Genomic DNA, 24,196 nt, shown 5'->3' with positions numbered 1-24,196 from the left:
ACTCGTCAACAAGCTCACTGGACAGGGCTAGGGTGACTGCACAACGATAAAAAGGCTCACCTGATGACCGCCATGACGCCGTGCCTGGATCGCCCCGGATTTCTTCCCCGACTGTCCTCTCATCATCAGGCGCGCGCACGCTTGTGCGAACCATTACTGGCGTCAGCGGCACGGGTGCGGCTGATCTGCGCGCCGGCCGGTAGCGGCAAGAGTGCATTGCTCACCGAATGCCTGTTGCAGGCGCCGGCCCAGTGTTCGCTGCACTGGATAGCGTTGGCGGGGGCCACGATCAGTCGCGGCGAATTCTCTCAGCGGCTGACGCAAGCGCTGGGCCTGATCGCAACGGATGAGGCCGGCCTGCTTGCTGCACTGGCGCGCTGGTCGCAACCGACGTGGCTGTTTATCGACGATTATTGTCGTCAGCCGGATCCGGCGCTGGACGCCTGGCTCGATCGACTGTTGGCAATCAGCGGTCCGGCCTTGATCTGGTGGATCGGCACGCGGCGGCGGCCACAGTGCAACTGGCCGCGCTTGCTACTCGACGATGAGCTGTATGAATGTGAAGCCGCAACACTGGCTCTCACGCAAAGTGAAATCGCCCAGGTGCTGCACCATTTACCAGCCGAACAAGCGCTGAGCGTTGCCGGGCGAATTGGGCAACGTACCGGTGGCTGGTGCGCCGGCGTGCGCATGGCGCTGCTGCAAAAGTGCGACTGGGCGCAGAGCAATCAGCCGCAGCAACGGGTGGACACGCTGCTCGATTACTTGCAACACGAACTCTTCAGCAGCCTGTCGCCGGAGCTGGCCGAGGCTTGGCGCGTGTTGGCGCATTTACCGCGCTTCAATAATGAATTGTGTGAGCATCTGTTCGGTGCCGGGGACGGTGCACAGCTCTTGCGCGCGTTGCAGAGCCTCGGCTGTTTTATCGAACCCTGGCAGGACTCGGCCGAATGGCTGCAGGTTTTTCCGCCGCTGACCCGCGTGATCCAAGAGTCGCGCTGGCCACAGGGGCGCTCCTGGCACCGGCGCGCGTGCCAATGGTTTACCGCGCGAGAGGACTGGCGTTCGGCGTTCGAACAAGCCTTGCTGGCGGAAGAATTCGAAGTGGCGGTGAGCTTGTTGCAGCACTTCACTTTCGAGCATCTGTTCGATGATCAAACGGTGGTGCTGCTGTTGCGCTTGCATGAGCAGCAAGGCGAAGAGTTGACGTTGGGCTCGCCGCAATTGGTCGGCTTGATCACGGCAGCGCTGCTGTTCGCCGGCCGTTTTGATCAGGCCGCTGCCAGCATCGAACACATGTCGCGATTCGTCCCGCAACCCTCGGCACAAAAACAGCGGCAATGGCTGGCGCGATGGCAGGCGCTGCAAGGCTGGTTGCTGCATTTGCAGGGGCGAATGGCGCCAGCGCGCGAGCATTTCCGCCAAGCGCTGGCCGAGTTGGCAAGCGACGCCTGGCCCGCACGGCTGTTGTGCCTGTCCGGGCAAACCCAGCAAGCCTTGCTCTGTGGCGAACTGGAACTGGCCCATGGCATAAACCGCGAGGCGTTGTGCCTGGCGCGCGCTCAGGGTTCATTGCTGTTCGAAGGTTTGCTCGAACTCGACCATGCGCAATTGCTGGAGCAGCGCGGTGCGCCGGCCCGCGCCGACGATCTGTTGGCCAGCACGCAGGAACTGCTGTGCCAGCGTGAACATCGCCCGGTGCCGTTGCTCGGCCGCATCGCGTTGCGGCGCGGCAGGCTGGCCCTGTGCATGGGCGACGAAGCGCGTGCTGCCGAGTGGTTCCAGCGCGGGCTGGAAGACTGCCTGCGCAGTCACGACAAACGCGTGCTGTATGGTTTTCTCGGGCTGGCGCAACTGGCGGCCAATCAGCAGGATTATGCGCAAGCGTTTGTGCGCCTGCGCGATGCGGAACGGTTGATGCAGCAACGGCAGATTCCGGACACGGTGTATCGCGGCGTGTTGCTGCAGGTCAGCAGTCAATTCTGGTTGCAACAGGGCCGGGCGGAACTGGCGCATGAAGCGCTGAGCCGAGTTTTACGCCACTTTCACGGGCCGCACGCGCGGCAAGCGCCACCGGCAACCCTCGAGCTGATTCCGCGCCTGGAGTATTTGTTGTTCACGGCCAGGGCGCAAATACAGCCATCGCTGATTGATCTGGCGGAAATCCAGCAGGCGTTGAGCGGCGCGCAACAAAAAGGCATGTTGAGCCTCGAAGCCGAGTTGCACTTGGTGCTGGCGCAACTTGCCTGGCACAAAGGTGAAGTGTCATTGGCACAACGGGCGCTGCAACAGGGCCAAGCGCTGGTGGTGCGGTGTCAGTTGCAGCAGTCGCTGCTCGAGTGGCGCTTGCGTCATCCCGATACAGCGCTGATCCGCGCAGCCGCCGAGCTCTGCGCTGAAACGCCGGCGGTCGCAGCCGAAGCGCTGTTGAGCCGGCGTGAAGTTGAGGTGTTGAAGCTGATTGCCCAAGGCGAATCCAATCAGAAGATCGCCGAGCAACTGTACATTTCCCTGCACACGGTCAAGACCCATGCGCGCAGGATCAACGCCAAGTTAAGCGTGGAGCGCAGAACCCAAGCGGTGGCCAAGGCCAAAGTGCTCGGGCTGTGCTGACGAGGTTGGCGTCGAGGTCAATCAGCCTGCGTCATAACCCATGCGCCAGCTCACCGCGCGCGTTGCCGCGAGCAAACGCTGGGCAGCAGGGCCATTTTCGTCAGCGTGAAACAACGAGGTCGGGCCGACAATTGTCAGTACCGCTGCGATCTGGCCGACGGCATTGAATACTGGCGCCGACAACGCATCGACTCCCGGCATCAGCAGGCCGTGGACATGATGCAGGCCGCGCGCGCGGATCTGTTCGCACTGCGTCGAATAGGCGTTGTCGTCCTTCAGCGGATGATCGGCGACGGCGATTTCCCGTTCGCGCAGCTCATCGGTTTCCCGAGGCGGCAAATACGCGCTGAACACCAGTCCCGTCGATGAACTGAGCAACGGCAGCACCGAACCCAATTGCGTCACCACCGTCACCGCGCGCACCGCCGGTTCGATGTGCACCACGGTTGCGCCCTGATTGCCCCATACCGCCAAAAAGCAGGTCTCGTTCAGTTCGTCGCGCAATTCGGCCAGCGGCAGGGCGGCGACTTTCAGCACGTCCATACTGTTCAGTGCAGCGAGGCCTACGCGCAACGCTTCACGGCCAAGACCGTAATGGTTGGTGGCGGCGTTCTGCTCGGCAAATCCCGAGGCGATCAATGCCTGCAGATAGCGATGGACCTTGCTCGCCGGCATCTGCACATGCTCGGCCAGACGCGACAACGACGTCGATGGCGACAACTCGGCCAGGGCCTTGAGGATGTCGGTGCCGACTTCGGCGGAGCGGACTTTCTGTTTGCCGTTGCTGTCGCTGGTTTTTTCCATGGTGCGGCCGGGTTCCGATACGAATGGGCGTCTTTATAGCTTGACGCTGGATAGCGAGCAAATTACGTTATGCGTAATCGAATTACGATAATAACAACCCCGGCGTGCCGAAACCTCTGAGCCAGAGCGATGGGCCACTGCCGACTCCCTGTTCAGGAGGCTCCATGAACCTCGATTCAACCGCTCAGGCGCTGGCGTATCAGTCCGGTTTCGGCAACGAATTCAGCACTGAAGCGTTGCCCGGCGCGCTGCCCGTCGGCCAGAACTCCCCGCAAAAAGCCCCGTACGGCCTCTACACCGAATTGTTCTCCGGCACTGCGTTCACCATGACCCGCAGCGAAGCGCGCCGCACCTGGATGTACCGCATTCAGCCGTCGGCCAATCACCCGGCCTTCGTCAAACTGGAACGTCAATTGGCGGGCGGTCCGTTGGGTGAAGTGACGCCCAATCGCCTGCGCTGGAATCCGCTGGAAATCCCGGCCGAGCCGACCGATTTTATTGACGGTCTGGTGAGCATGGCGGCTAACTCTGGAGCGGAAAAACCGGCCGGGATCAGCATCTACAACTACGTCGCCAACCGTTCGATGGAACGGGTGTTCTTCAACGCCGACGGCGAGCTTCTGCTGGTGCCGCAATTTGGCCGTCTGCGTATCGCCACCGAGTTGGGTGTGCTGGAGGTCGCGCCGCTGGAAATCGCTGTGCTGCCGCGCGGGCTGAAGTTCCGCGTGGAATTGCTCGACCCGCAGGCGCGTGGTTACGTCGCCGAAAACCATGGCGCGCCGCTGCGCCTGCCGGATCTGGGGCCGATCGGCAGCAACGGTCTGGCCAATCCGCGCGACTTCCTGACCCCGGTCGCCGCTTACGAAAACCTCCAGCAACCGACCACACTGGTGCAGAAGTTTCTCGGCCAGTTGTGGGCCACCGAACTCAATCATTCGCCGCTGAACGTGGTCGCCTGGCACGGCAATAACGTGCCGTACAAATACGATCTGCGCCGTTTCAACACCATCGGTACGGTGAGTTTCGATCATCCGGATCCGTCGATCTTTACTGTACTGACCTCGCCGACCAGCGTGCATGGTCTGGCCAACCTCGACTTCGTGATCTTCCCGCCGCGCTGGATGGTTGCCGAGAATACCTTCCGGCCACCGTGGTTCCACCGCAACCTGATGAACGAATTCATGGGCCTGATCCAGGGCGAATACGACGCCAAGGCCGAAGGCTTCGTGCCCGGTGGCGCCTCGCTGCACAGCTGCATGAGCGCACACGGCCCGGACGGTGAGACCTGCACCAAAGCGATCAACGCCGAACTCAAACCGGCAAAGATCGACAACACCATGGCCTTCATGTTCGAGACCAGCCAAGTGCTGCGCCCAAGCCGCTTCGCCCTCGACTGCCCGCAACTGCAATCTACTTACGACGCCTGCTGGGCCACTTTGCCCGCCACGTTCGACCCGACCCGGAGATAACCCATGACGCAGAATTCCATCACCCGTAGCTGGGTCGCTTCAGCCAACGGCCACAGCGATTTCCCGTTGCAGAACCTGCCGTTGGGTGTGTTCAGCACCAACGGTTCGGCGCCGCGTGCAGGCGTGGCGATTGGCGAACACATCTTCGATCTGCAAGTGGCGCTGGAAGCCGGCCTGTTCGACGGAGCTGCGCGCAGTGCAGTGGAAGCCATGCACGGCGGACAGTTGAACGCGTTCTTCGATCTCGGTCGCGAGGCGCGTGTTGCCCTGCGTACGCGCCTGTTGGAACTGTTCAGCGAAGGCAGCACCCTGCGCGGCAACATCGAAGCCCAAGGCGCGAAACTGCTGCCATTGGCGGCCGATTGCCAACTGCATCTTCCAGCACGCATCAGCGATTACACCGACTTCTACGTCGGTATCGAACACGCGCAAAACGTTGGCAAACTGTTCCGCCCGGATAACCCGCTGCTGCCGAACTACAAGCACGTGCCGATCGGTTATCACGGTCGCGCCTCTACCGTGCGCGCCTCCGGAACCGATGTACGTCGGCCGAAAGGTCAGACCTTGCCAGCGGGTGCGAGCGAGCCGACCTTCGGCCCGTGCGCACGTCTGGACTATGAACTGGAACTGGGTATCTGGATCGGCCAGGGCAACGAGATGGGCGATTCGATCGCCATCGGTGACGCCGCTGATCACATCGCCGGTTTCTGTCTGCTCAACGACTGGTCGGCGCGCGATATCCAGGCTTGGGAATACCAGCCACTGGGGCCGTTCCTGTCGAAGAGTTTCATCACCAGCGTCTCGCCATGGGTCGTCACGGCAGAGGCGCTGGAGCCGTTTCGCACCGCGCAACCGGCGCGTCCTGAAGGTGATCCGCAGCCGCTGCCGTATCTGTTCGATAAACGCGATCAGGACGGCGGTGCCTTCGACATCGAACTGGAAGTGCTGTTGCTCACCGAAACCATGCGCGAGCAAAATCTGCCGGCCCATCGCCTGACCCTGAGCAATACCCGTTACATGTACTGGACCGTCGCGCAGATGGTTGCGCATCACAGCGTCAACGGCTGCCAGTTGCAGGCCGGTGACCTGTTTGGTTCGGGCACCTTGTCCGGCCCGGAAACCGGTCAGTTCGGCAGCCTGCTGGAAATCACCGAGGGCGGTAAAAAGCCGATCGAACTGGCGTCTGGCGAAGTGCGTAAATTCCTTGGAGACGGTGACGAAATCATCCTCCGTGCGCGTTGTGCCCGTGACGGTTTTGCCTCGATCGGTTTCGGCGAATGCCGCGGCAAAGTGCTCGCGGCGCGCTGACAGGAGCGGCTCATGGATCTCTATACCTACTACCGTTCGACCTCGTCGTACCGGGTGCGCATCGCGCTGGCGTTGAAGGGCCTCGACTATCAGGCCTTGCCGGTCAACCTGATCGCAGCGGCCGGTGGCGAGCATCGGCAAGCGGCGTATCTGGCGATCAATCCACAGGGGCGCGTGCCGGCGCTGCGCACCGATAATGGCGAGTTGCTGATTCAGTCGCCGGCGATCATCGAGTATCTGGAGGAGCGTTATCCACAGGTGCCGTTGTTGCCGGAAGATCTGGTTGCCCGCGCCCATGTGCGCGGCGTCGCGGCGGTGATCGGTTGCGATGTGCATCCACTGCACAACGTCAGTGTGCTCAATCGTCTGCGCCAGTCGGGGCAGGAAGAGCCGCAGGTGGTGGAGTGGATCAGCCACTGGATCCACCAGGGGTTGGCGACGGTGGAGCAGTTGATTGGTGATAGCGGTTTCTGTTTCGGCGAGTGGCCGTGTGTGGCGGATGTGTATCTGATTGCGCAGTTGTATGCGGCTGAGCGGTTCAATGTTTCGTTGGAGGCGTACCCAAAAATTCGCCGCGTTGCTGCATTGGCGGCTGAGCATCCGGCATTCATCAAAGCCCATCCCGCGAATCAACCTGACACCCCGTAACCAAAATTGTGACTGATCGTTCCCACGCTCTGCGTGGGAACGCATCCGGTGACGCTCTGCGTCACAGTGGACGCAGAGCGTCCCCGGCGGCATTCCCACGCGGAGCGTGGGAACGATCCGGTTGCCACAGCAAAAAATCATAAAAACAAAACAGGTACCTTGCGATGCATAACCAGATTGCCAGCTTCCGCGCGGCACTCGACGCCCGTCCTGTGTCCCGCTATCAGTGGTTGCTCTTGATCCTGCTCGCCTTGCTGCTCGTCACCGATGGCTATGACGCGCAGGTACTCGGTTACGTTGTCCCGGCACTGGCGCAGGACTGGGGTCTGGAAAAAGCCGCATTCGGACCTGTTTTCAGCGCCAACCTGTTGGGCCTGACCATTGGCTCGCTGGTGGTAACGCCATTGGCCGACCGTTTCGGCGTACGCCGGATTCTGCTCGCCTGCGTGCTGATCTACGCCACCCTCACAGTGCTGATGGTGTTCGCCGATTCGCTGAATACGTTGATGATTGCGCGCTTCATCTGCGGCATCGGCATGGGCGGTGCGATGCCCAGCGCGATGGCGTTGATGTCGGAATATTCGCCGCCGCGCCTGCGCACCTTGATGGTGACACTGGCCGCCTGCGGCTTTTCTTTCGGCGGTGCGGCGGGTGGTTTTGTCGCGGCCGGGTTCATCGATCAGTTCGGCTGGCAGGCGGTGTTTCTTGCAGGCGGCGTGACGCCGTTGCTGCTGTTCCCGTTTCTCTGGTGGATGCTGCCGGAATCGCTGCCACGCCTGCTGCGTGATGCGCCACCGTATGCGCGCCTGTGCAAAGTCACCGCGCGGATGCTGCCGGACTGGCAACCGCCAATTGCCTCCGTCGAACAGAACGAGCGCGAGCAGGGCAGCAAACTGACTGTGGTCGAGTTGTTCCGCAACGGCTACGCGCGCCCGACGTTGCTGATCTGGGCGACGTTTTTCGTCAGCCTGATCCTGCTGTATTTCATGATCAGCTGGCTGCCGACGCTGTTGCTGGAAAGTGGCCTGAAGCTCAACGAAGCCAATCTGGTGACGTCGATGTTTCTGTTCGCCGGTACTCTGGGGGCGATTTGCATGGCCTGGTTCGCCGACCGTTTGAAACGCAAAGTTCGCCTGTTATCCGGCGTGCTTGCCGGAGCTGCGTTGTGCACGATTCTGCTCGGGCTCAATCACGACAATCCGCGTTATCTGGTGGCCTGCGTGTTTGCCGCCGGCTTCTGCATCATCGGCGGGCAACTGACGCTGAATGCGTTCGCCAGTAATTTCTACCCGGCGCATGTCCGCGCCACGGGCACCGGTTGGGCGCTGGGCGTGGGGCGTTTCGGCTCGATTCTCGGGCCGCTGTTTGGCAGCCTGCTGCTGGCGATGCACATTCCGGTGGAGCAGATTTTCTTCTTCTGTGCGATTCCGGCTGTCATTGCAGCACTGCTGATCATTCAGGTGCGTTCGCCTGCCGACACAGCGCAATCTCCTGTGGGAGCTAGCCTGCTAGCGAAGAACGATAACGCGGTTTAACTGAAAGACCGAGCCGCCTGCTTCGCTAGCAGGCTAGCTCCCACAGGGTATTCAGTGGACCACGGAGTTGGGCGGGAGGTGGCCGAGGCGTTCGGTCAGGCGCAATCGCTGGATCGGGTCGTCGCTCAGCAGCAGGGCATGCTCAAGGTCGAAACGTTCGGCATTCGGGCAATCCAGCCGCTGATACAGACTGGCCCGCGCCAGGTAATCGGCGGCAGCGCCGTTGCCCAGTTCGAGTACGCGTTCGGCGTCGATCAGCGCGGCAATAAAGTCGTCCTGCGTCAGGTGCAACTGGCGCAGGTTGCGCGACAGGCGCTGGAGCATCTGCTGGGGTGAGGCGGTCAGCAAGTGCTCGGCGGAGAGCTTCATGTTCGGCCCGTATTGGCGCTGTAACAGCTCGCGACAATCATTCGGGTACAGGCGTCGACCGCCGCAAGGATCGAGCAAATGATCCGCGCCGGGTACGCGCAATAAAAAGTGCCCGGGAAAATTGACCCCGACCAGCGGAATCTCCAGACCATGCGCCAGTTCCAGAGCAATCAGTGCCAGCGCCAAAGGCTGACCGCGTCGCGTCTGCAAGACTTTATGCAGTAACGCCGCCTGTGGGCGCAATGGCAGGAAGTCGTCCTGAGCGAATCCCAATTCAATCATGCGCCGCAGCAGCGGCTGCGCCAGTTCGCTGACCGATAGCATGGGCAAGCCGTAACTGACCTTCTGTTGCAGCTCTTTGAAATCCAGCAGGAGTGCAGCGGGATCAACCTCTTTCTCATGCTCGGCCGCGATCCACAGCGCAGCTTCCAGCAGCGCGGGCGGTGAACGGTGCAGACACTCGAAAAAGCGTTGGCGCGGACTCATTGAAATCTCCGGGGAATGCCTCGTTTTAGCCCCGTGCGCAAGATTCGTCCAGTGGCTCGCGGCAAGGGCGGCGAGATATGCCGTAAAGCCATCGTTAGCAGCGCCGCTTATTCCGGCGCGCTCCAGCAATTTTCAGGCGCGAGCCTATACTGGCGTTCTACAAGAAGTGATTCGGGAGCCCAACGATGTTTGCTCTCATGCAAAGCACTCGCCTGGAATCGCTGCACCTTAGCGTTGACCCGGTGTCCGGGTTGAAGGCGGTCATTGCCATCCATAACAGTCGCCTCGGGCCAGCCCTTGGCGGATGTCGTTATCTTGCCTATCCCAATGACGAATCCGCTGTCGAGGACGCCATTCGCCTCGCTCAGGGCATGAGCTACAAAGCCGCTTTGGCGGGTCTGGAGCAGGGCGGCGGAGTTGCGGTGATCGTGCGCCCGGCGCATGTGGAAAACCGTGGCGCGCTGTTTGAAGCGTTCGGTCGCTGCATCGATCAGCTCGACGGCCGCTACATCACCGCCATCGACAGCGGCACTTCCGTGGTGGACATGGATTGCATTGCCCAGCAGACCCAGCATGTCACCAGCACCACGTCGGCCGGAGACCCGGCGCCGCATGCGGCGATGGGCGTGTTCACCGGTATTCGCGCGACGGCCATGGCGCGGCTGGGCAGCGATAACCTCGAAGGTTTGCGCGTGGCGATTCAGGGGTTGGGCAACGTCGGTTTTGCCCTGGCCGAACAACTGCACGCGGCGGGCGCCGATTTATTGGTCAGCGATATCGACCACGGCAAAGTGCAATTAGCGATGGAACAACTCAACGCACATCCGATCGCCAACGACGCGCTGCTCAGTACGCCTTGCGACATTCTTGCGCCGTGCGGTCTGGGTGGGGTGTTGAACAGTCATACGGTTACGCAACTGCGCTGTTCAGCGGTGGCGGGATCAGCGAACAATCAACTGACGCACCTGGACGTGGCTGATCAGCTGGAGCGGCGCGGGATTCTCTATGCGCCGGATTATGTGATCAATGCCGGTGGGCTGATTTATGTGTCGTTGAAACATCGTGGCGAGGAATTGACGACGATTACCGCGCATCTGTCGAAGATCAGTTCGCGGTTGACCGAGGTGTTTGCGCATGCGCAGGCGGAGAAGCGTTCGCCGGCGCGGGTGGCGGACGAGTTGGCAGAGCGGGTTTTGTATCGGTGACGGGGAAGATCAAAAGATCGCAGCCTTCGGCAGCTCCTACAGGGGCTGCGATCCTTTGTTGATTACTTCGGGGCCTTTGCTGCTTTGGCTGGCTTCGCCGGCGCTTCAGCAGAGTCTGCAGCTTCAACATTCTCGACAGGCTCTGCCGGTGCATTGAGCAGCTCCGACAGCGCGTCAGGCTGGCTCTTGAACGCGCGGGCAAACACATCGCGGTTCTTCGCCATGTAGATCCCGGCTTCTTCCACTTGCTGTTCAGTCAGGGACGGAACGGCTTTTTGCAGGACATCGGCCAGATATTCGGCCAGCTCGAGCATTTTGTCATGACGGTCAGCTTCGGCTTTATCCATGAACAAGCGCTCCAGATCTCGGCTGCTGCGGTATACCACTTCGACGGCCATTCACCACCTCACATGCCTTCACATTAAGTTGTCTTGACGACTACTGTATCCATATACAGCGAAAAGGATAAGCGAATCCCTGCGCCATGGGTAGTGGCTTTTGAATGTAGACCGGATTTCGGGTTTGTCAGGGGGATCGTGTTGAGGCCATTCGCGAGCAGGCTCGCCCCCACAGGGGGCGGTGCACAGCGAATACCTGCGACCAAACGCCACGGCGCGGGTTTGGCGGCGGCTCGCCATGATGGCGTGGCCTCTTTTCTGCATGACAAGCGTTACGTGCAGAAAACCGTCACGTCCAACACGCATCATCCGCTCGAATCGGGCTAAGGAACATCATCGTGAAAATCAACTGGGCCGAGAAACTGCGGCAAAACGTGCATCAACTGGCCGAGTCCCTGGGCAACCTGTTCGTCGAAACCTTCCACTACCTGGCGCTGTTTGCCATCGGTGCAGTGACGGCGTGGGCCGCGGTGATGGAGTTTCTCGGCATGCTCGAGGAAGGCCACATCAAGATTGATGACATTCTGTTGCTGTTCATCTATCTGGAACTGGGGGCGATGGTCGGGATTTATTTCAAGACCAATCACATGCCGGTGCGCTTCCTGATCTACGTGGCGATCACCGCGCTGACGCGCCTGCTGATCTCCAACGTCTCGCACCACAACCCGCCGGACATGGGCATCATCTACCTGTGCGGCGGGATTCTGCTGCTGGCGTTCTCGATTCTGGTGGTGCGTTACGCCTCGTCACAATTTCCTTCGGTGAAAATCGACAAACCGCAACGCAAACTCGGCGCCGGCTCCAGCGAGCATCCTGAAGTCGAGAAGGGCGAACTTTAAAGTCCCGCGACTTGCCGGGATTGGCCGAGGACTTGTGGTGGCGGGGTCAGCCCGTCGCCATTGGTCATCGCCTCGAGGATCGCCATGGCGCTGTGGCCCTGTTCGATGGCGATGCCGAATTGGATGCTTTGCACCAGACGCTTGAGGCGCGCCGGATCGTTGCGCTGCTCGGCACTGATCATGCGTTTGGCGACGATATGGCCGCTGTTGGACAGGGTCAGCATGATGCTGCCGTCCAGGCCCTGAATGCTCAGGTTGATCTGATAGTCCGGCGCGAAGGCATCGGTAATGATCTGAAAGGGATTGTCCATGATGCGTCACCGCCTGATTGAACGTGCAGTTGTTGACCGGCCATGATCGGGTTGGTTCGCCATACCAGACCATCGGCCATTCCGTGTCCTGTACTGGTTTCATGTAGGAGCTGCCGGAGGCTGCGATCTTTTGCTCTTCAATGTTTTGATTTCGGTCATGAAGATCAAAAGATCGCAGCCTCGTTTCACTCGACAGCTCCTACAGGGGGGAGTTTGCAAGGGCTGTGCCGGGAAATTTGTCGAACAATGAACATGGGGATAAAAAAGGCGAGCCACATGGCTCGCCTTTTTTTGTAGCGCGTTTTCAGGGCAGGAATGAATAGATGATCGCTGACAGTGCAATCAGGCCGATCAGCACCACGAACACGTTGGAAACCTGGCCCGAATACTGGCGCAAGGCTGGCACGCGGCGGATGGCGTACATCGGCATCAGGAACAACAGACAGGCAATCACCGGCCCGCCAAACGCTTCGATCATGCCGAGGATGCTCGGGTTGAACGTGGCCACTGCCCAGCACGCGAGAATCATGAACAGTGCAGTCACCCGGTTCAGCCAGTTCGCCGACATGACGCGGCCACGGCCGCGCAGGCTTTTCACGATCAGACCCTGAAAGCCTTCGCTGGCGCCGATGTAGTGGCCGAGGAAGGATTTGGTGATCGCCACCAACGCAATCAGTGGCGCAGCGTAAGCGATCACCGGGGTCTGGAAGTGGTTGGCCAGGTACGACAGGATCGAAATGTTCTGCGCCTTCGCTGCCGCGAGATCCGCCGGCGACAACGCCAGCACACAGCTGAAGCAGAAGAACATCACCGTCACCACCATCATGCCGTGCGCCATGGCGAGGATGCCGCTGCTCTTGCGTTCGGCTTGGTCGCCGTAGCGCTGTTTCTGATCCACAGCGAACGCGGAGATGATCGGCGAATGGTTGAACGAAAACACCATCACCGGGATCGCCAGCCACAGCGTTTTGAAGAACACCGACATCGGCATCGATTCTTGAGCGCTGGCGAAGAAGGCGCCGTTCCAGTTCGGGATCAGGCTGACCGCGAGCAACAGCAAGGCGGCGACGAACGGATAGACCAGCACGCTCATGGCTTTGACGATCACGCTCTGGCCGCAGCGGACGATGGCCATCAGACCAAGGATCAGCGCCAGCGAGAGGATCGCCCGGGGTGGCGGGGCGATGTGCAATTGATGTTCGAGGAAACTGCTCAGGGTGTTGGTCAGCGCGACGCTGTACACCAGCAGGATCGGGAAGATCGCAAAGAAATACAGCAGCGTGATCAGCTTGCCGGCACCGATGCCGAAGTGTTCTTCAACCACCTCGGTGATGTCACCGGAGCGCCCGGACAAGACGAAACGGGTCAGCCCGCGGTGGGCAAAAAAGGTCATCGGGAAAGCCAGCAGCGCCAAAATCAGCAACGGCCAGAAACCACCGACACCGGCGTTGATCGGCAGGAACAAGGTGCCAGCACCGATCGCCGTGCCGTACAAGCCAAGCATCCAGGTGGTGTCGAATTTGCTCCAGCCCTTGTGGGCAGTTTCTGTATTGCGTGTGAGGTCTACAGCGGGATTTTCGGCAGCAGGTGTACGTACATCGGTCATCGTTATCGCCTCGTTATTATTCTTGCTCGGGCTCACGGTTGGCAGACCGTCGAATGCGGTCTGCCGGGGCGGTCAGGGAATGCGCCTCAGCATTCCACCCAGTTCACAGCCAGGCCGCCCCGTGAAGTCTCTTTGTATTTGTCGTGCATGTCGGCGCCGGTATCGCGCATGGTGCGGATCACCCGGTCGAGGGAAATGAAGTGGTTGCCGTCACCGCGCAAGGCCATTTGCGTGGCGTTGATCGCTTTTACCGCAGCGATGGCGTTGCGCTCGATGCACGGCACCTGGACCAGACCGCCGACCGGGTCGCAGGTCAGGCCGAGGTTGTGTTCCAGGCCGATTTCAGCGGCGTTTTCCAACTGCTCCGGGGTGGCGCCGAGCACGTCGGCCAGGCCGGCAGCGGCCATCGCGCACGCGGAACCGACCTCGCCCTGACAGCCGACTTCAGCGCCGGAGATCGAGGCATTTTTCTTACAGAGGATGCCGACGGCTGCTGCACCGAGGAAGAACGCGACGACATCATCGTCAGACGCGTCCGGATTGAATTTCATGTAGTAGTGCAGAACCGCCGGAATGATCCCGGCGGCACCGTTGGTCGGCGCGGTGACCATGCGCCCGCCGGCCGCGTTCTCTTCGTTGACGGCGAGGGCGAACAGGTTGACCCATTCCATCGCCGACAGCGTTGAACTGATGACATTCGGCTTGCCGATTTCCAACAGGCTGCGGTGCAACTTCGCCGCTCGACGCGGCACATTCAGACCGCCCGGCAGGATGCCTTCATGGCGCAAACCCTGTTCGACGCATTCGCGCATCACCGACCAGATATGCAGCAGGCCCTGACGGATTTCCGCGTCGGAACGCCACGCGCGCTCGTTGGCCATCATCAGCTCGGACACGCGCAGGTTGTGCTGTTTGCACAGCGCCAGCAGTTGCGCGGCGCTGGAAAAATCGTACGGCAACACCACGTCACCGGCTGGTGCGACACCGGATTCGGCTTCTGCCGCTTCGATGATGAAACCGCCGCCGACTGAATAGTAGGTTTGCTCGAACAGCTCGGCGGTTTCGCCGAAGACGGTCAGCGACATGGCGTTGGGGTGGTAGGGCAGGCTCTCGTCGAGCAGCAGGAGATCGCGCTGCCAGTCGAAGGCAATTTCTCTTCGCCCGGCGAGGCACAGTTGGCCTGTCTCGCGCAGTTGCTGGATGCGTGGATCGATGGTCGACGGATCGATGCTGTCTGGCCATTCGCCCATCAGGCCCATGACTGTTGCGCGGTCGGTGGCGTGACCGACACCGGTGGCTGACAACGAGCCGTACAAACGGATTTCGACACGACGCACATCGTTCAGCAAATGCTGATCGATCAGCGCCTGAGCGAAGGTCGCGGCGGCACGCATCGGCCCGACGGTGTGGGAACTGGACGGACCGATGCCGACTTTGAATAGATCGAAAACACTGATAGCCATGCTAAACCCTTACAAGCAATGGAGTAGGAATCGCTGCCATTTTTTGTAGGACAAGCGCAATGTCGGCGATACTGCCTACCTCGGTCCTACGTGACTAACGAAACTTCCTAAGTAAGCCTTTAGCAGGACTAAACGATGAGTCGTCAATTGCATGCCCAGACTTACGTCTGGCTGCAGGTGTTTTCCTGTGCCGCGCGGCACCTGTCATTCACCCGTTGTGCAGAAGAGCTGCACATCACTCCCGGAGCGGTCAGCCAGCAGATCCGCCAACTGGAAGAGCGCCTCGGTTTTCGCCTGTTTCATCGGCGTGCCCGTGGCGTTGAACTGAGCGCAGAAGGCCAGCGGCTGGCGATCACGGTGAACGAGGCCTACGGCAGCATCGACGCTGAGTTGCGTCGCCTCGATGCGGGAATGATCAGCGGAATTTTGCGCGTGCGCTCGATTCCATCGTTCCTCAGCAAATGGCTGACGCCGCGCTTGCCACGTCTGCAACAGCGTTATCCGGACATTCAGTTGCGCCTGGTTGCCGAGGACAGCAGCGTGCCGTTGCACGAGGGCGACTTTGATCTGGCGATCGATCTGAACGACGGCAGTTACCCGGGATTGTTATCCACAGCCTTGCTCGACGAGCAGATATTCCCGGTGTGCGCGCCGAGTCTGTTGCGCGGGCGGCCACCGCTGCATGGCCCGGCGGACCTGGTGCATTTTCCGTTGCTGCACGACATCACCGCCTGGCGTGGCAGTTACGAATATGCCGAGTGGGAGTTTTATTTGCATGCGATCGGCTTTGAAGGCGCCGACGTACGGCGCGGGCACACCTTCAACCGCAATCACCTGACCATCGAAGCGGCGATTGCCGGGATGGGCGTGGCGATCGCCCGGCGTACGTTGCTCAACGATGAACTGGAGCGCGGCACCCTGATCGTGCCGTTCGGCCTGTCGGTGCCCAACCATAAACGTTACGTGTTGCTGTACGCGCCAGGGGCGTTGAGCCATCCGGGCGTGCGTGCGGTGCATGACTGGCTGGTCGAAGAGGCGGGGATTTTTCGCGGTTTGCACCCGTTGAATGACGGGCAATTGTGAGCAGATTTTGCCGGGTTGCGAGGCGACCCAACTCCCGACCTTACCAGCGCTTTGCTCGGTTGTCCGACTTTTTTTGCGAATGAATATTTATCTTTTTCCAGGGGTTGAAATGTTCGCCGGTCGGGCCGATTGTTGTAACCAGGAGGTCAGGAAATTCAACTCAAGGCCTCTCACGAGCTAGCTGAAATAAGGGATGGAACTATGCAAATCCAAGTCAACAGCGATAACCATGTTCAAGGCAGTAAACGACTGGAGGAGTGGGTACGTACAACCATTGAGAGCACGCTCGACCGTTATGAAGAAGACCTGACCCGTGTCGAAGTCCACCTGAGCGACGAGAACGGCGAGAAACCAGGTCCCCATGACATGCGCTGCCAACTGGAAGCGCGGCCAAAAGGCCATCAACCGATTTCCGTCACCCATAAAGCCGATTCGCTGGAACAGGCAATCGATGGCGCCGCCGAAAAACTCGAGCACGCGCTGGAGCACCTGTTCGGCAAACTGCGAGGTAAACCACGCGCCGCTGTGGTGCCATTCACGGGCAAAGCCAACGACAAGCTGCTCGCTGAAGAATTTGATGAGAATGAGCAGGCAGCGATCAACAGTTGATGCGCTGATTATTTAATTCACCCAATGAGAACGGGCCTGCTTTTGCAGGCCCGTTTTTGTTTGTGTGGCGGTTATTGCGCAGGGCATGAATGGGCTGCCCCTCACCCCAGCCCTCTCCCTGCGTGAGAGGGGGCCGACCGAATCGTATTGCGAGGTACATCGACCTGAAAGACCGAGTCGATTATGGATTCGGTAAGGCAGAATCAGGTCGGCGTAGCTCGCAAGTATCCCCCAATCAGCCCCCTTTCCCTGTGAGAGAGGGGTCGGCCGAGTCGTATTGCGGGGTACATTGACCGGGAAGATCGAGTCGATTATGGATTCGGTAAGGCACTTTCAGGTCGATGTATTTCTCAAACATCCCGCAATCAGTTCCCTCTCCCTGTGGGAGAGGGTTAGGGTGAGGGCAGTCTTCGAGCTGCCGCAATTTGTATGATCTGCTCCAGTACGTCATCCATCTGCTGAAGTATTTCCAGGTTGCTGAAACGTACGACCTGAATGCCTTGCTGATACAGGTGATTTGTTCGGCGCTGGTCGTATATCAATCCCGACGCTTCATAGTGCTGACCACCGTCCAGCTCAATCGCCAGTTTCAGCTCAGCACAGTAGAAATCCAGCACGTAGGGCGGGGAGGGAAACTGCCGACGAAATTTCAGATTGGCGATCTGGCGGGCGCGAAGCTTTTGCCAGAGCAGGTATTCACAGTCGGTTTGCTGAACGCGTAACTGGCGGGCGAATTGGGCGAGGGTGGGGCGATTTTGCATGCTTCACGATCCTTGTGAAGTTGATTTGAAGTTTTACTGTAGACCATGACCTGCTGACCCTCACCCCAGCCCTCTCCCGTAGGGAGAGGGGGCCGACCGAGGTGTCTTGCGGAGTACATCGACCTGAAAAACCGAGTCGATTATGTATTCGGCAAAGCAGCTACAGGTCGAGTCGATTATGTATTCGGCAAAGCAGCTACAGGTCGAGTCGATTATGTATTCGGCAAAGCAGCTTCAGGTTCAAACGATTATGGATTCCGCACTGCACGTTCAGGTCGACGGAGATCATGAGCATCCCCCAATCAGTCCCCTCTCCCTCCGGGAGAGGGTTAGGGTGAGGGGCTTTTTAATCCTCAGAACGCTACCGATGTCTGCACATAAACCGTGCGCGGTTCACCGACATACTTGCCTTTGTTGTTGTCATCAAACGAGCGTGTGAAGTACTGCGTGTTGAAGATGTTTTTCACCCCGACCGCGACGTTGAGATCCGACAATTGCGGGCCGAAGTCATAACCGGCGCGGCTGCTGAACAGCATGTAACCGGGGATCTTGCCGGTGCTGCCGTCGGCGCTTTCTTTCGCGGTGTTGGCGTTGTCGGCGAACTGGTCGCTCTGGAAACTGCTGTCCAGATTGAGTTTCCATGGCCCTTCGGTGTAACCCACGCCAACCGTGCCTTTGTGCTTCGACGAGAACGGTACGCGGTTGCCTTTGTTCGGGCCGTCTTCGCGAATGCTCGCATCGACGTACGCGTAGGTGGCGTAGACATCAAAACCGGCCAGCGCCGGGCTCAAGTCATCCAGCGCATAGTTGACGCTGGTCTCGATGCCCTGATGGCGGGTTTCGCCACGGGCGATCACCGAATCGTTGGTCTGATTGCTTTCGTACTGGTTGTCGAAGTTGATCAGGAACGCGCCGATCTCCGCGCGCAACGCGCCGTTGTCATAGCGCGTGCCGAGTTCCCAGGTGCGCGCCTTCTCCGGTTTCACTTCGCCGCTGCTCACACGGTTGGGCATCTGGCTGTACTGCACGCTGCCGAACGAGCCTTCGGTGTTGGCGTACAAATTCCAGCTGTCAGTCAGGTGATAGAGAACGTTCAACGCCGGCAGCGCGGTGTTGTAGTCACCTTTGTATTTGACGTCGGTGAGGTTGTTGGTCTGCTGCGAGTCGATCATCTCGTAGCGCACGCCCGGGGTGATCGTCCATTTGCCGATGTCGATGCGGTCGTCGACGAAGAACGCATTGGCCTCGGTGCCGCCCCGGGTGTCGCGGTCGTTGCGGCTGTTGGTGGTCGGGTATTCGTTGCTGCTGATCGGCGTGCGATAACGCAGTTCGTGGCCGGCCTCGTTGATGTAGCGGTAGCCGACGCCGACTTCATGGCTGGTCGGGCCGAGGTCGAAGCCTTGGGCGAAACGGGTTTCCAGACCGCGCACCCAATACTCACGCGGCGACAGCGAAAGGAAGGTGCCCTGATCGAGATATCCGCTGCGCAGGGTCTTGTTGAAAAAGGTGTTGGCGGTGAATTCGCGGCGATCTTCCTGATAGCGATAGCCGAAGTTGAACATCGTCCGGCGGCCCCAGAACTGATCTTTCGGGCGCGTTGACTGATACGGATCGGCATCGTAATCGGCGACGTTGAGGCCACCGGGCATGTCGGCCTTGCCCTCGTAATACTGGGCCATGGCGTTGAAGCTGTTGGCTTCGTCGAGCTGATATTTGCCCTTGAGGATCAGGTCGTCGATCTCGGTGTCGCTGTGTTCACGCCAGTCACCGCCACGCGTGCCGGAGTAAAGCAGGGCGCCGCCGAGACCGTTGGCATTGGTGCCGCCGGCCAACAGGTTGGCGCTGGTCTTGAAGCCGTCATGGCTCGACGATGGGCTGGTTTCGGTCTGGAAGCCGCCCTTGACCGTTGGTTCGTCAGGAATCGCCCGAGTCACGAAGTTGACCACGCCGCCGACGTTCTGCGGGCCGTAGCGCACCGCGCCGCCACCGCGTACGACGTCGACGGCGTCCATGTTGCCCATGCTGATCGGCGCGAATGACAACTGCGGCTGACCATACGGTGCGAACGGCACCGGGATGCCATCCATCAACACCGTCGAGCGTGCAGCCAGGCGTGGGTTCAAACCACGAATGCCGAAGTTCAGCGCCATGTCGTGGCTACCGGTGCCGTTGTTTTCCGGCGCGTTGACCCCGGGGATGCGGTTGAGCACATCGCGGGCCTGGGTCGCGCCCTGGCGTTCGAATTCTTCGCGGCGGATCACGTCACGGGCACCGGGATGTTCGAAGACATTGATCTGCGCCGCGTCGCCGAGCCAGTCACCGACGACTTTCGAGGTGTCCAGCTCCAGCGCGGCATCGCCCGCCGATTGCAGGCTGAAGGCGTTATTGCCCTCGGCGCGTGCTTGCAGGCCGGTGCCTTCGAGCAATGCATTCAAGCCCTGCTCGGGCGTGTAGCTGCCTTCCAGGCCACGGCTTTGCACACCGCTGGTGACTTGCGAGCCAAAAGAAATCAGCACGCCCGCTTCCCGGCCAAACTGGTTGAGGGCATTTTCCAGCGATGCTGGCGCGATGTGGTAAGCCTTGGCGTCGGCGGCCAGTGCGACGGGCAGGGCGCTGAAGCTCAGGCTGGCGCCGAGGACAAGATTGCGCAGGCTGCGGGCCAGCGGCGTGAGGCGGGTGGGGTGCATGTCGGATCCTGAGAAGGTTGAATCAAGGGAGCTTTCCTTCTCTGTCACGCCAGATCTGAAAAACGGCTCATTTATTTTTCAGGATCAAAAGATCGCAGCCTGCGGCAGCTCCTACATTTGGAATGCATATCTCCTGTAGGAGCTGCCGAAGGCTGCGATCCTTTGATCTTGCTCCTTAAACCCGCGCCTCAACGGTCACCCAATAACGGGTAAGCCGCTTCACCTTGACCGGCAAACTGATTTCCAGCAGATCGAGAATCCGCTCGCTGTCGTCCAGCGGATACGTCCCGGAGATCAACAGGTCGGCAACTTTGCTGTCGCACTTGAGCTGCCCGCGACGATAGCGGCCAAGCTCATCAAGGAAGTCGCCCAGACGCATATGCGCCGCCACCAGCATGCCGTCGGCCCAGGCGCCGCTGTTGGCGTCCAGAGGACTGGCTGCGCTGACCGAGGTGGTGCTGAAGCTCAATTGACGAGCGACCGGCAGCAGCATCGGCGTGCGACCGGCAATGCTCAGTTCGACCCGGCCTTCAAACAGCGCAACCTGCGTGCGATCAGCAAACTGACGCACATTGAGACGGGCGCCTTGGGTTTTCAGCAGGCCTTGCGCGGTACGTACTTCGAATGCTTGCGAGGCAGTCAGAAGAATTTCGCCTTCGAGCAAACGGATCAAACCCTGATCGACACGTACATCCGCCGCACTGGCGGTGTTCAGTTGCAACTGATTGCCCGCGCCCAAAGCCACTCTGCGCCGCTGACCGATCGGGCTGCGGTAATCGGCGAGCAACGATGGCAGTGGATTGTGCTCGCGCATGCCCCAGGTCGCCGCGCTGCCGGCCCCGAGAATCAGCAGCAGCTTGAGTGCCTGGCGGCGGCTGGCGGACTTCGGCCCGTTCAGCGCCGCATGCGCCAGCGGCGAAGACACACCGCGCAAACGCTGGTTGACCCGCTGAATATGCTCCCACGCCCGACGATGTTCGCTGTGCGCATCCAGCCATTGTTGCCAGGCATGTTGCTGACGTGGGTTGAGCGCGCCTTGCTGCATTTCCATCAGCCAGTGCACCGCCTGCTCGGCGACTTGTGCGGAGAAATCCGGCGCGTGGTTCATAGCGCGAAATAGCAGCGCATTGCCGCTTTGTTCAGGTGACGTTTGACCGTGGCCACGGAGATGCCGAGTTCGGCGGCGATCTGGGGATACGTCAGGCCATCGACCTGTGCCAGCAGAAACGCGCGTTTGACCTGACGCGGCAAGCCGTCGAGCAATTGATCCAGCTCCATCAGGGTTTGCAGGATGATCGCTTTGTCTTCTTCGGACGGCGCGACCATTTCCGGCATCTGCGCCAGGGTATCGAGGTAAGCGCGTTCGAGGTCCTGGCGGCGGTAATGGTTGAACAGCACGCGCTTGGCCAACGTCGTGAGGAACGCCCGCGGCTCGATGATCAACGGCGCTTCGCGGGCCGTCAGCACGTTGATGAAGGTGTCCTGCGCCAGATCCGCCGCGCTGTGCGGGCAGCCGAGTTTGCGCCGCAGCCAGCCGGTGAGCCAGCTGTGGTGGGCTTGATAAAGCGCTTCGACGGGATGGGCGGACGGCAACGGTATTACTCCGGGCGCTTTCTTTAGCGAGTAAAGAGCATGCGTTAGAGAACAAGAACTGTTCGCATTGTAGGCGGCGATGATCCTCGCCGGCAATCAGATGCTTTTGCGTATGAGAATATTTATCATTAATATTGCTGGTCTGTTGGTTCGGCCTGTCGGCCGGACGATTCCGTTTCAGGGTCGAAACATGAAAGGCAAACTCGCGACACTTCCCATGTCCTATCGTCTGGCCGTCACCTCGCGGGTGCTGGCGGCAGTGTTTGGCGGCTATCTGGTCGCGGCGCTGGCCAGCGTCACCCTGACGATGTGGCTGCCACTGAGCCGCGCCGAAGCCGTGGTGACCGGCATGACCATTTCCTTTCTGGTCTATCTGGTGGCGGTGCTGTGGTGCTTCGCCTGCCGCACGGCGTGGTCGGCGTGGGTCGGCTTGCTGGTGCCGAGCGTGATTCTGGCGACCGTTTCCGGCGCTGCACGCGGGTTGGGTTTTGCATGAAAGAGGGTTTTCGCCAGGCGATGGCCTGGCTGCACACCTGGACCGGCCTGGTCTTCGGCTGGCTGCTGTTCGCGATTTTCCTGACCGGGACGCTGGCGTATTTCAAAGATGAAACCAGCCACTGGATGCAGCCGGAGATCCCCGCGCGGCCAATCAATGCTGAGGCGAGCCTGACGCTGGCGCAGGATTATCTGCAACAACATGCGGCCGGCGCCTCGCGCTGGCTGATCGACTTGCCCGATGCCCGCGACCCTGCGCTGACGGTGCGCTGGCAGCAGGAACCGGGCAAACCCGGTGAGCGCGGGCGCTTCGAATCGACAACGCTCGACGCCCAAACCGGCGCCGAAGTGCAGGGCCGCGACACCATGGGCGGCGAGTTCTTCTATCGTTTCCACTTCCAGCTGCAAATGCCCTATCCGTGGGGGCGCTGGCTGGCGACCAGTGCGGCGATGCTGATGTTTGTCGCGCTGATCACCGGGATCATCACCCACAAGAAAATCTTCAAGGACTTCTTCACCTTCCGCCCGCGCAAAGGCCAGCGCTCGTGGCTCGACGGGCACAATGCCGTGGGGGTGCTGGTGTTGCCGTTTCACTTGATGATCACCTACAGCAGCCTGGTGATTTTCATGTCGATGGTCATGCCGGCGAGCATCGTGGCGTCGTACGGCAGCAACATCGATGCGTTTTACGATGAGGTTTTTCCAGAAACGGCAATTCCCGAACGCGCCGGACAAGCGCTGACATTACCCCCGCTGACAGCGTTTTTGACTCGGGCGAGCGAGCATTGGGCGGGCGGGCATATCAAACGCGTGACGGTGAACAATCCCGGCGACGCCAATGCCTCTGTGCAAATGTCGCGTGCCACTTCCGACAAGATTGCCTACGAATACGGCAGCGATGTGACCTTCAACGCCATCACCGGCGAGCAGCTCGGCGCGACCCCGGACAAACCCGTGCCGATGACCATTGCCGGTGGTTTTTACGGTTTGCACATTGGCCACTTCGCCGGTCCGGTTTTGCGCTGGCTGTATTTCCTCTGCGGTCTGGCCGGTACGGCGATGATCGGCACCGGGCTGGTGATCTGGCTCGGCAAGCGTCAACTCAAACACGCCAAGAGCGGCGTGATGCCGTTCGAATTGCGCCTGGTCGAGGTGCTGAACATTGCCGGCATGGCCGGTCTGGTTTCGGCAGTGGCGGTGTTTTTCCTCGCCAATCGGCTGCTGCCATTGAGCCTGAGCGGGCGAGCGGATTGGGAAGTGAACGGGTTCTTTATCGCTTGGGGCCTGAGCGTGGTGCACGCCTCGTTGCGCAAAGGGCGCGCGGCGTGGATCGAACAGCTTGCGCTGGGGGCGCTGTTGTTTAGCGCGGTGCCGTTGATCAATGCGCTGACAACGCCGTGGAACCTCGTAACTAGTGTGGCGCAGGGTGACTGGGCCTTGGCCGGTTTCGACCTGACGTGTCTGGGCGCGGGCCTGTTCCTCGCCTGGGCTGCCTGGAAAATGCGTCGCGCCGCCAGCACCGTCGGCGCGAAAAAACCACGCCGTGAAGCGGCGCCGCCGATCACGCTTGAGCAAGGAAGCCACTGATGCTGCTGGCGCTGTTGCTGTGCTACGCCGGGTTTACCGCACTGTGTCTGTCGATGCCGCGCCATCACGATGAATTGCTCGGCAGCAAGCCCTCGGCGCGTCGCCGCCAAGGGCTGAAGCTGGGTGGATGGCTGTTGCTGGGCTTGTCGTTGTCGGCAGCGGTTGCGGCCAACGGCTGGAGTTTCGGCCTGGTCGATTGGTTTGCCGTGCTGATGTTCAGTGCGCTGGCGCTGGTGTTGTTGCTGCCCTATCGGCCGCGTCTGGCCTTGGCGTTGGCGGGTGTCAGTCTGCTGGCTTGCCCGGTCGCCGCATGGGCGCAGTGCTGAG

General features: G+C 60.4%; 21 protein-coding genes and 1 pseudogene. 12 read left to right on the top strand and 10 right to left on the bottom strand.

All coding sequences use genetic code 11. The features are described 5' to 3' along the window. The first annotated feature begins 63 nt into the window (after positions 1-63). Positions 64-2,613, top strand: a complete 2,550-nt coding sequence (locus tag QOL84_RS14550) for a LuxR C-terminal-related transcriptional regulator (protein ID WP_283437646.1) — start codon at positions 64-66, stop codon at positions 2,611-2,613. 21 nt (positions 2,614-2,634) lie between these two features. Here QOL84_RS14550 and QOL84_RS14545 read toward each other — a convergent pair whose 3' ends face one another. Next, complete coding sequence (locus QOL84_RS14545) at positions 2,635-3,417, bottom strand: IclR family transcriptional regulator (RefSeq protein WP_283437645.1); 783 nt, start codon at positions 3,415-3,417, stop codon at positions 2,635-2,637. 164 nt (positions 3,418-3,581) lie between these two features. Here QOL84_RS14545 and hmgA point away from each other — a divergent pair, with 164 nt between their 5' ends. From hmgA to QOL84_RS14525, 4 genes are all read left to right on the top strand, one after another. Beyond that, positions 3,582-4,886, top strand: coding sequence for a homogentisate 1,2-dioxygenase (gene hmgA, locus QOL84_RS14540; protein WP_283437644.1), 1,305 nt, complete (start codon positions 3,582-3,584; stop codon positions 4,884-4,886). 3 nt (positions 4,887-4,889) lie between these two features. Beyond that, positions 4,890-6,194 carry a fumarylacetoacetase gene (gene fahA, locus QOL84_RS14535; RefSeq protein ID WP_283437643.1) on the top strand — a complete coding sequence of 435 codons (1,305 nt, stop codon included), beginning with the start codon at positions 4,890-4,892 and terminating at the stop codon, positions 6,192-6,194. Positions 6,195-6,206: 12 nt separating this feature from the next. Further along, on the top strand, positions 6,207-6,842 hold the full coding sequence (gene maiA, locus QOL84_RS14530; protein ID WP_283437642.1) for a maleylacetoacetate isomerase: 636 nt from the start codon (positions 6,207-6,209) through the stop codon (positions 6,840-6,842). Between the two features lie 164 nt (positions 6,843-7,006). Beyond that, on the top strand, positions 7,007-8,377 hold the full coding sequence (locus tag QOL84_RS14525; RefSeq protein ID WP_283437641.1) for an MFS transporter: 1,371 nt from the start codon (positions 7,007-7,009) through the stop codon (positions 8,375-8,377). A gap of 51 nt (positions 8,378-8,428) precedes the next feature. Here QOL84_RS14525 and QOL84_RS14520 read toward each other — a convergent pair whose 3' ends face one another. Beyond that, positions 8,429-9,232 carry a SirB1 family protein gene (locus tag QOL84_RS14520; RefSeq protein ID WP_283437640.1) on the bottom strand — a complete coding sequence of 268 codons (804 nt, stop codon included), beginning with the start codon at positions 9,230-9,232 and terminating at the stop codon, positions 8,429-8,431. Between the two features lie 185 nt (positions 9,233-9,417). Here QOL84_RS14520 and QOL84_RS14515 point away from each other — a divergent pair, with 185 nt between their 5' ends. Further along, complete coding sequence (locus QOL84_RS14515; RefSeq protein WP_283437639.1) at positions 9,418-10,437, top strand: Glu/Leu/Phe/Val dehydrogenase family protein; 1,020 nt, start codon at positions 9,418-9,420, stop codon at positions 10,435-10,437. Positions 10,438-10,580: 143 nt separating this feature from the next. On the opposite strand, the pseudogene QOL84_RS14510 reads toward QOL84_RS14515, so the two are convergent. Next, positions 10,581-10,835: pseudogene (locus QOL84_RS14510) on the bottom strand (YebG family protein); the annotation flags it as partial. Positions 10,836-11,173: 338 nt separating this feature from the next. Between QOL84_RS14510 and QOL84_RS14505 the strand changes: the two are divergent. After that, positions 11,174-11,674, top strand: a complete 501-nt coding sequence (locus QOL84_RS14505) for a phosphate-starvation-inducible protein PsiE (RefSeq protein WP_283437638.1) — start codon at positions 11,174-11,176, stop codon at positions 11,672-11,674. On the opposite strand, the gene QOL84_RS14500 is transcribed toward QOL84_RS14505, so the two are convergent. The 3 genes from QOL84_RS14500 to QOL84_RS14490 all read right to left on the bottom strand — a co-directional run bounded on the left by QOL84_RS14500 (position 11,671) and on the right by QOL84_RS14490 (position 15,054). After that, the gene (locus QOL84_RS14500) at positions 11,671-11,985 is read right to left on the bottom strand and encodes a DUF3509 domain-containing protein (protein ID WP_283437637.1); all 315 of its coding nucleotides are present in this window, start codon (positions 11,983-11,985) and stop codon (positions 11,671-11,673) included. The two genes, QOL84_RS14505 and QOL84_RS14500, sit on opposite strands and share 4 nt — an antisense overlap. 304 nt (positions 11,986-12,289) lie before the next feature. After that, positions 12,290-13,591, bottom strand: a complete 1,302-nt coding sequence (locus QOL84_RS14495) for an HAAAP family serine/threonine permease (protein WP_283437636.1) — start codon at positions 13,589-13,591, stop codon at positions 12,290-12,292. Positions 13,592-13,677: 86 nt separating this feature from the next. Further along, entirely contained in the window at positions 13,678-15,054 is a 1,377-nt protein-coding gene (locus tag QOL84_RS14490; RefSeq protein ID WP_283437635.1) for an L-serine ammonia-lyase, read from the bottom strand. 135 nt (positions 15,055-15,189) lie between these two features. Here QOL84_RS14490 and QOL84_RS14485 point away from each other — a divergent pair, with 135 nt between their 5' ends. Both QOL84_RS14485 and QOL84_RS14480 read left to right on the top strand, forming a co-directional pair. Then, positions 15,190-16,137: a LysR substrate-binding domain-containing protein gene (locus QOL84_RS14485; protein WP_129389330.1), complete on the top strand. Its 948-nt coding sequence runs from the start codon at positions 15,190-15,192 to the stop codon at positions 16,135-16,137. Between the two features lie 201 nt (positions 16,138-16,338). Further along, entirely contained in the window at positions 16,339-16,746 is a 408-nt protein-coding gene (locus QOL84_RS14480; RefSeq protein WP_129389333.1) for an HPF/RaiA family ribosome-associated protein, read from the top strand. Between the two features lie 392 nt (positions 16,747-17,138). Here QOL84_RS14480 and QOL84_RS14475 read toward each other — a convergent pair whose 3' ends face one another. The 4 genes from QOL84_RS14475 to QOL84_RS14460 all read right to left on the bottom strand — a co-directional run bounded on the left by QOL84_RS14475 (position 17,139) and on the right by QOL84_RS14460 (position 21,787). Beyond that, the gene (locus QOL84_RS14475) at positions 17,139-17,507 is read right to left on the bottom strand and encodes an endonuclease domain-containing protein (protein ID WP_283437634.1); all 369 of its coding nucleotides are present in this window, start codon (positions 17,505-17,507) and stop codon (positions 17,139-17,141) included. Positions 17,508-17,860: 353 nt separating this feature from the next. After that, positions 17,861-20,194 carry a TonB-dependent Fe(3+) dicitrate receptor FecA gene (gene fecA, locus QOL84_RS14470; RefSeq protein WP_283437633.1) on the bottom strand — a complete coding sequence of 778 codons (2,334 nt, stop codon included), beginning with the start codon at positions 20,192-20,194 and terminating at the stop codon, positions 17,861-17,863. 175 nt (positions 20,195-20,369) lie between these two features. Continuing rightward, positions 20,370-21,302: a DUF4880 domain-containing protein gene (locus QOL84_RS14465; protein WP_283437632.1), complete on the bottom strand. Its 933-nt coding sequence runs from the start codon at positions 21,300-21,302 to the stop codon at positions 20,370-20,372. Further along, positions 21,299-21,787, bottom strand: coding sequence for a sigma-70 family RNA polymerase sigma factor (locus QOL84_RS14460; protein ID WP_283437631.1), 489 nt, complete (start codon positions 21,785-21,787; stop codon positions 21,299-21,301). The genes QOL84_RS14465 and QOL84_RS14460 overlap by 4 nt, the downstream gene beginning before the upstream one ends. 190 nt (positions 21,788-21,977) lie before the next feature. On the opposite strand from QOL84_RS14460, the gene QOL84_RS14455 reads away from it, so the two are divergent. The 3 genes from QOL84_RS14455 to QOL84_RS14445 are packed head-to-tail and all read left to right on the top strand — an operon-like array spanning position 21,978 to position 24,195. Continuing rightward, the gene (locus tag QOL84_RS14455; protein WP_129389346.1) at positions 21,978-22,283 is read left to right on the top strand and encodes a DUF3649 domain-containing protein; all 306 of its coding nucleotides are present in this window, start codon (positions 21,978-21,980) and stop codon (positions 22,281-22,283) included. Then, a complete protein-coding gene (locus QOL84_RS14450) occupies positions 22,280-23,869 on the top strand; it encodes a PepSY-associated TM helix domain-containing protein (protein WP_283437630.1) in 1,590 nt (529 codons plus the stop codon). The genes QOL84_RS14455 and QOL84_RS14450 overlap by 4 nt, the downstream gene beginning before the upstream one ends. After that, positions 23,869-24,195: a DUF3325 domain-containing protein gene (locus tag QOL84_RS14445; RefSeq protein ID WP_283437629.1), complete on the top strand. Its 327-nt coding sequence runs from the start codon at positions 23,869-23,871 to the stop codon at positions 24,193-24,195. The genes QOL84_RS14450 and QOL84_RS14445 overlap by 1 nt, the downstream gene beginning before the upstream one ends. The last annotated feature ends 1 nt before the right edge of the window (position 24,196 follow it).

The sequence above is a fragment of the Pseudomonas helmanticensis genome, assembly GCF_900182985.1.
In the GTDB taxonomy this organism is placed as follows: domain Bacteria; phylum Pseudomonadota; class Gammaproteobacteria; order Pseudomonadales; family Pseudomonadaceae; genus Aquipseudomonas; species Aquipseudomonas helmanticensis.
This window is presented reverse-complemented; position numbering and strand designations above follow the sequence as displayed.